The organism is Synechococcus sp. R8-2 (genome assembly GCF_047461715.1).
In the GTDB taxonomy this organism is placed as follows: domain Bacteria; phylum Cyanobacteriota; class Cyanobacteriia; order Thermostichales; family Thermostichaceae; genus Thermostichus.
Genome location: NZ_JANSHQ010000483.1, coordinates 1 through 7,125 on the forward strand (window position 1 = coordinate 1; position 7,125 = coordinate 7,125).

A 7,125-nucleotide genomic window follows, 5' to 3' on the forward strand; every position below is an offset into this window, starting at 1 on the left:
GTGGAAAACCTGTGGAAAAACCCCCCAAGTTATTAACAGGTATAAATACCCTGTGGAAAAGTGGCCAAGTTATCCACAGTTTTTCCACAGGTGGGGAATAGGCTCAAAAGCTCATGGCACAAGGTGTTGACGATCACTTTCCACAGTTTCCACAGCCCCTACTACTACTAGATCAAAAAATTAAATTAGGCAGGGATCGAAATTTCAGATCTGTCCTACGCGCGAGGCAAATTTTCCAAAACTCGATCGCAAGGGGAGGGATCCAACCGGGGCAGTCGGTGTAGGATCTGCGTGTGCAGCCCTCAAGTGCCCCCCATGGTGCAAGCTCAACGTCCTGTGGATCGAGAACTCGAGGCCGAGTCATTTGCGGCAGTGTTGCGCAGCAGCAAGACTGCAGCTCCTCAGCGTGGGGAGGGATACCTTGACGGGGCCGTGGACTCGTCTCCGGAGGGTTTCAGCTTCACCTGCGAGCAAGCCGATCTCAGCCACCACCTCACTTCCGTTGGACGGGCTGTGGCCAGCCGCCCCGCCCTGCCCGTTTTGGCCAATGTGTTGGTGGAGGCCGACGCGGAAACTCAGCGGGTTGCTTTGACCGCCTTTGACTTGAACTTGTGCATTCGCAGCGAGTTCGAGGCTCAGGTCAGGGGATCCGGTCGCACCACCCTGCCGGCCAAGCTGCTCAGCGACATCGTCAGCCGTCTGCCCAGCGGCCCAGTGACTCTTGACGCGAGCAGCCAAGCCAAGGAGAGTGCCCCTGTGATTCTCATGTCGGCAGCCGGCCAGTACCAAGTGCGCAGCATGTCGGCTGAAGAGTACCCCACCCTACCGGAAATACTGCTCCGCACCGCCGACGCAGATGGCGATTTTGTGGGGGAGGAAAGCCCAACAGCTCAGGCCCTGGAGCTGCCCATCGAGAGCCTGTTGCAAGGGATCGGCCAAACCCTTTTTGCGGCCTCTGGAGATGAGACCAAGCAGGTGCTCACAGGGGTGCATGTCAAGCTCTTGGCGGGGGATCCCCCTTGCCTGGAGTTTGCAGCCACCGATGGGCACCGTCTGGCGATGGTGCAGGTGGAGGCCGAAGGGATCCCGGTTGCTTCGGCCCATGGGGAAATAGGGTTGGATTTCACCATTCCCGCTCGCACTTTGCGAGAGGTGGAGCGCATCCTCGGCACCCAGACCGCGGCCTCTACGGTGGAATTGCGGTTTGACCGATCCCAGGTGCAGTTTGTGCTGCCTCCTCGCGCCAGCAAAACGCAGTGCCAACAGCGGATCACCAGCCGTCTCTTGGAGGGCCAATATCCCGACTACAACCGCCTGATTCCCAGGCAATTTGAGCGGCAGATAACCCTGGAGCGTCGGCCTTTGATTGAGTCGCTGGAACGGGTGGGAGTACTTGCTGCCCAAAGAAACGACATCGTCAAGTTCAATCTTTCTGCCGCAACCCAAACCCTGCGCATCAGCACCGAGGCGCCCGATGTGGGCAGTGGCGAGGAATCGTTGCCAGTGCAGATGTCTGGTCCTGACCTGGAGCTGGCCTTCAATGTGCGTTACCTGCTGGATGCCCTCAGGGTGTTTCATACGCAGCAGGTGAGCCTGGAGCTAAACGGCGCCACGCAGCCGGCCATCTGGAAGCCCCTTGGGGCAATGCGGCTCTGTTATTTGGTTATGCCGGTGCAGCTACGGGCTACCTAGTCTTAGGAGAGCTCCACCCAGCTCTAGTCCAAAACTCTCAAGGTCATCTCAGTACAAATCTACAGTTGTTTGCATTGCCCCCTCTCCCAGAGGGAAAGGAGCCAGGGATGGTCGCGGAAGCGGCGCCGAGCGTTCAGGGAGTGTCCTAATCTAGCTTGAAATGACCGTGTTTTAGGTGGGGCTACTGTGTTTGAGTCGATCCAGCTCAAACAAAGCGGTGGGTAAACTCCTGCACCAAGTCCACACGTCCTTTGCGCAAAACCGCTCCCACGAGAGCAAGACCATGGCGGCCCAGCACTGTGGCCTCAGAAAGAGGGTAGGGCATGTATGTTAGCTTGCGTCCCTGGCCCAGAGACAATAGCCCCACCATTTTCTGGCGCCGGCCTCGAGGCCGCAAGATCCTGCTAGGAAAGCGTATCCAAGTTAAGTAGAGGGGGCTTCCAAATCGTTGCTGCCAGCTGCAGAGCTGGAATTGCCTTCCAGGGCTGCTTGGGCGTTGCGGCGCAGGCGGTGGGCCTTGAGCCGGCGCAGGGCAGAGGCCGGAAACTTGTGGTCGAATTCCCGATCATCGATCCGGGCCAGCTCCTGGAGATCAGGGGCAACATTCCAAGAGTAGGGCTGAAAATCCGGGATCCGGCTGGGTTGGGCAAAGCGTTGGTTCCAAGGGCAGACCTCCTGGCAGATGTCACAGCCGGCCACCCAGTTGTGCAGGTTCTGGGCAATCTTGGCAGGGATCCGCTCGGCGTGGCTTTCTAGAGTGTGGTAGGCAACGCAGCGGCGGGAATCCACCACCCCTGGGCTGACGATGGCCTGCGTGGGGCAAGCCTCTAGGCAGCGGGTACAGGTGCCGCAGTGAGCGGTGTGGGGCCGGTCAGGAACCAGCTTAAGGGTGGTCAGGATGACCCCCAGAAAAATCCAGGAGCCGTACTCGCGGGTGAGCAACAGGCTGTTTTTGCCGATCCAACCCAAGCCCGCCTGCATGGCCCAGGGCTTTTCCGCCACCGGGCCGGTATCCACGTAGAATCGACCCGTATGATTTGGGAACTGGGCTTGCATCCAGAGGTGGAGTTGTTTGAGCCGCCGCCCCAACACGCGGTGATAATCTCGCCCCCAGGCGTAGCGGGAGATCTTGCCCTTGCCGGGATCCTGGCTGTGGCGGATGGGGGTGTAGTAATTCAAAGCCACACAGACCAACGACTGCACCCCCGGCAGCACCTGCTTTGGATCCATTCGCCTAGGATCCGCCATCCAGGCCATGTCGGCGGCCATGCCCGCAGCCAGCCAAGCTTGCAGGCCCCGCAAGTCGGGGGGATCCTCTGTGCTGGCAATGCCAACTTTGTCAAAGCCCAGCGCCAGCGCCTGTCGTTTCACCTGCTCTGTGATGCTGGCCCGGTCTGCTTCTTCTGGCCACACAGGGACATCCAACGCTACTTTGGCAAGCCCATCACCCGACGATAACGAGCTTCCAGATGCTCTGCCTGCTGGGATCGGCGGAAGGGATCCCAGGTGCTGTGGGCAAACAGATCCTGCCGCAGCTTGGCCACATCCACCGTCGTCACGGCTCCGCCGGACACCACCTGTTTTCCTCGCACCCAAACGCTATGCACTGCCTGGGTGGGCCGACCCAACACCAGCAGCCCAATGGGATCGGTACGGGGCAACAGCGACAGTTGGGTGAGATCGTACAGCACCAGATCCGCTTGCTTGCCCACTTCCAGGGATCCCATCTGATCCCCCAGGCCCAAGCCGATTGCCCCACCTCGGGCTGCCATCTCGATGCTCTCGCGGGGAGAAATCCAGTGGCGGTAGTCGGGATCCGTGATGTTGTGAAGGATGGTGCCGATTTTGATGGCCTCCAGGAGATCCTGGGAATCGTTGCTGGCAGCCCCATCGCAGCCAAAGGCCACGTTCACCCCTGCCCGGCGGTATTTCAAGATGGGGGCAATGCCGCTGCCTAGGCGCAGGTTGCTCAAGGGGTTGTGAACAACCGTAGAGCCGGTACGGGCCAGGATTTCAATATCGGCATCGCTGAGCCAGACGCAGTGGGCCAAGGAAGTTTTCCGGTCTAGGTAGCCCAAGCGCTCCAGATGCTCCACAGCACTACAGCCGTACTTTTCCTGGGCCAGCATCTGCTGGGCACGGGTTTCCAGCAGGTGAGCGTGGCGGGGTAGGTCATACTTCTGGCTTAACTCCGCACAGCCCTTGAACAGCTCGTCTGAGCACAGTTGGATCCCTGTGGGAGCCACCATGAGGGTAATGCCCTCTTCTGGCCGGTGAAAGCGCTGCACCGCCTCTTCCACAATGGCCAGCACCTCTGCTGTGGAGAGGGGATAGGTTTCCGGCTCCCGATCCCAAGAGGAGCTGCTGGGCAACCCCCGAGAGAGAGCCTGATCCTGGATCAAGGGGCCCACGAAGGCGCGGATCCCGACTTCTCGGTAGGCCCGTACCGCCGCCTCAATGGTGGCCAACTCTTGGCCTGGGATCAACACCAGATGATCCACCACCGAGGTGCCCCCCGTCAGCAGGGTTTCCACCGCCGTCCCCAGCGCGCTGAGATAGATTTTTTCCGGATCCGGCGGCGCATACTCGTGCAGTTGTGCCAGCCACAGCTCCAGCGGATAGGGCGGTATGATCCCTCGTTGCCACATTTCGGAAGAATGGGTGTGGGCATTGACAAAGCCCGGCAGCAAGAGTTGGTTACTGGCATCCAGTTCCAGGCTGTCTGCGCCCGTTGCGGGTAACCCTCTGCCTATGGCAGCAATCCGTTCCCCCTCGATTCGCACATCTGCGGTTTCGTAGCTGGTGGCGGTGGGAATTAACGCATTGCGCAAGATAAAACTCATGCCCGGGATCCAAAAAGGCCGTCTGCTACCTTAGCGTGCTGGAGTTAACCCTGCCAAGGCGGGAGGATCAGAACATTTGCATGCATAACCTAGCCTTTCCCCCAAGGGATACCCAAGCGTAGTGGTTATAGAACTGCCGACATAGAGGTGCCCACACTCTCCATAACGCAGTTTCAACGCCTCTGCACCGCCGACATGGCCCTACAGCTCAGCCTTGACCGGCTATTTCTTTTTCTTGGCGGAGCCTTTTTTGGCCGGCTTGCTCTCGGCAGCAGGGGCCGGTTCTGGGGCAGGTTCTTCAGGAGGAGCGGGTGGAGTCTCTTCCACTTTGGGGGCCTCTGCCGGCTTGAGACCGGCTTGAGCGGCAACCTCAGCAGCAAAATCCACTTCTTCTTTCTCGATCCCCTCTCCCAGGACAAAGCGCACAAACCGCCGCACCCGAATGTTTTCCCCCAGTTTGGCAATGTGCTGCTTGACCAATTCCTCCACCGTGATCGAGGAATCTTTAATAAAGGGTTGATCCAACAGGGATAACTCTTTCAGGCGCTTTTCGATGCGACCTTGCACGATCTTCTCGCGTATGTTCTCCGGCTTATTGGCCAGATCTTCTTTGCCCATTTCAATGGCTTTTTCCCGCTCCACCACTTCAGCAGGGATCTGGTCAACGCTGACGTATTCTACGTTTTGGCAGGCGGCAATCTGCTTGGCGATGTCTTGCACCAATTTCTTGAAATCTTCGTTGCGGGCCACGAAGTCCGTCTCGCAGTTCACTTCCACCAACACCCCAATTCGATTGCCGAAGTGGATGTAGCTGTCAACTGCCCCCTCTGCCGCGACGCGACTGGCCTTTTTGGCTGCCCCTGCCAACCCTTTCTGTCGCAGCCAGGTGATGGCTTTCTCCATATCGCCACCGGAATCTTCCAGGGCTTTTTTGCAGTCCATCATGCCTGCGCCCGTCTTTTCGCGCAGCTCTTTGACCAGTTTGGCATCAATGCTCATGAGGGCTCCTCGAATGAAAGAACGGGAAGAATGTGGCGGGATATGAGTGAGAATGAGCGGGCTTCGGTAGAATTGTAAACCTAGATTTCAAGAATACACGCCTTTGGATAGGGAACAGGCAGGGAAGTGCCCGGATTGCACGGGATCCCTGCCCTTGCTCTAGCCTTCCTCGGCTTCTCCTTCTTCTTCGTCCTCCATATCCTCCAGCATGTCGTCGTCCAGATCCATCGCCCCTTCGTAGTCGTACTCATCCTCCTCAACGGTGTCGAGCTGCCCATGCCGCCCTTCGTAGATGGCATCCGCCAACTTGCCTACAATCAGCTTAATCGCTCGAATGGCATCGTCGTTAGAGGGGATAAAGATATCGCTGAGATCGGGGTCGCAGTTGGTGTCCAGCAGTGAGATGATCGGGATGTTCAGCTTGATACATTCCTGAACGGCGTTGGCCTCCCGCCGCTGATCGACGATGATCACCGCATCGGGGAGCTTGCGCATGGTTTTAATGCCGCCTAAGTACTTTTCCAGCCTGGCCAACTCTCGCCGCAGACGGCTGGCCTCTTGTTTGGGCAGGCGATCCAGAAGACCACTGCTCTCCATCTCCTCAATTTCTTTGAGGCGGTCGATGCGGGTTTTGATGGTGGCCCAGTTGGTGAGCATGCCCCCCAACCAGCGCTGGTTGACATAGTAGCTGCCACAGCGACGAGCCTCTTGAGCGATGATCCCGGCAGCTTGCCGTTTGGTGCCCACAAACAGGAAGCGCCAACCCCTGTCAGCAGCATCCCGCACATACTCGTAGGCTTCGTTCAGATAGCGGGCCGTCTGCACCAAATCGATAATGTGGATGCCGTTCCGCTCGGTAAAGATGTAGGGCCGCATTTTCGGGTTCCAGCGGCTGGCCTTGTGGCCGAAGTGAACCCCTGCCTCCAACAGTTGAGGCAAACTGACTACGCTCATGAGTTTTTCCTCTCCTACGGGTTAGCCTCCGCCCGAACGGATCCCAGTTACGGCCTTCCCGCCGGTTACCTGCACAGAGCGCTCTACCCCCATTGGCAAGGAACTCAGGAGCTGTTGCAGCAAACCGCGAAAGGGCTGTAAGGACACCCGGTGGTTCAGGCGTGCGATTTCTTAACGGCTTAACTAAGCTAGCATGTTTTCCACGGGATCCCGCAGCTTGGGGTTAACTCTGGCCGCGATCCGATGCTAGACTAGCTAGGCACTTCATGGGCTTCTACCCGTAAGTGCGTCGGGGCGTAGCGCAGCTTGGTAGCGCACCACTTTGGGGTAGTGGGGGTCGTGGGTTCAAATCCCGCCGCTCCGATACTGAGTAATCAGGGGAGGGCTTGAGCCGGAAAAGCCCACTATGCCGGAAACTTTGAGGTACTTTGGCTCCGCTGTCAATCCCTTGCCATTGGCTCCGTTGATCGGCAGCCTTAAGAATCAGGTCACAAGCTTGGCCGGACAATATGGGATCCCGGTTTTACGGTGCTGGATCCCGATGCGGAGCCGACCTTGAACAACATGGGGTTTCGACGGATCTGGAGCGCTTAATCACGGCCCAGGATCCAGGCAATAAGGGGGGGATCCCTGTGGT

General features: G+C 58.4%; 5 protein-coding genes, 1 tRNA gene and 1 pseudogene. 2 read left to right on the plus strand and 5 right to left on the minus strand.

What is annotated here, in order from left to right; all coding sequences use genetic code 11:
* Nucleotides 1-315 precede the first annotated feature (315 nt).
* Entirely contained in the window at nucleotides 316-1,692 is a 1,377-nt protein-coding gene (gene dnaN, locus NW819_RS11315; RefSeq protein ID WP_414413802.1) for a DNA polymerase III subunit beta, read from the plus strand.
* 205 nt (nucleotides 1,693-1,897) lie between these two features.
* Here the strand turns inward: dnaN and NW819_RS11320 are convergent, their stop codons facing one another.
* The 5 genes and pseudogenes from NW819_RS11320 to rpsB form a co-directional block, all read right to left on the minus strand.
* Nucleotides 1,898-2,089, minus strand: coding sequence for a hypothetical protein (locus NW819_RS11320; protein WP_414380595.1), 192 nt, complete (start codon nucleotides 2,087-2,089; stop codon nucleotides 1,898-1,900).
* A gap of 26 nt (nucleotides 2,090-2,115) precedes the next feature.
* Nucleotides 2,116-3,063, minus strand: coding sequence for a tRNA epoxyqueuosine(34) reductase QueG (queG, locus tag NW819_RS11325; protein WP_414413804.1), 948 nt, complete (start codon nucleotides 3,061-3,063; stop codon nucleotides 2,116-2,118).
* A 56-nt stretch (nucleotides 3,064-3,119) separates the two neighbouring features.
* Entirely contained in the window at nucleotides 3,120-4,535 is a 1,416-nt protein-coding gene (locus tag NW819_RS11330; protein WP_414413803.1) for an amidohydrolase, read from the minus strand.
* A gap of 354 nt (nucleotides 4,536-4,889) precedes the next feature.
* Nucleotides 4,890-5,534 (minus strand): annotated as a pseudogene (tsf, locus tag NW819_RS11335) (translation elongation factor Ts); the annotation flags it as partial.
* A gap of 159 nt (nucleotides 5,535-5,693) precedes the next feature.
* A complete protein-coding gene (gene rpsB, locus NW819_RS11340; RefSeq protein ID WP_414328871.1) occupies nucleotides 5,694-6,488 on the minus strand; it encodes a 30S ribosomal protein S2 in 795 nt (264 codons plus the stop codon).
* 290 nt (nucleotides 6,489-6,778) lie between these two features.
* Between rpsB and NW819_RS11345 the strand changes: the two genes are divergently transcribed.
* Nucleotides 6,779-6,852: transfer RNA gene (locus NW819_RS11345), tRNA-Pro, on the plus strand.
* Nucleotides 6,853-7,125 lie beyond the last annotated feature (273 nt).

Bases quoted from the DNA above. Each gene is read 5' to 3' on its own strand.
- NW819_RS11330 (WP_414413803.1), bottom strand. From the start codon at position 4,535: ATGAGTTTTATCTTGCGCAATGCGTTAATTCCCACCGCCACCAGCTAC.
- dnaN (WP_414413802.1), top strand. From the start codon at position 316: ATGGTGCAAGCTCAACGTCCTGTGGATCGAGAACTCGAGGCCGAGTCA.
- rpsB (WP_414328871.1), bottom strand. From the start codon at position 6,488: ATGAGCGTAGTCAGTTTGCCTCAACTGTTGGAGGCAGGGGTTCACTTC.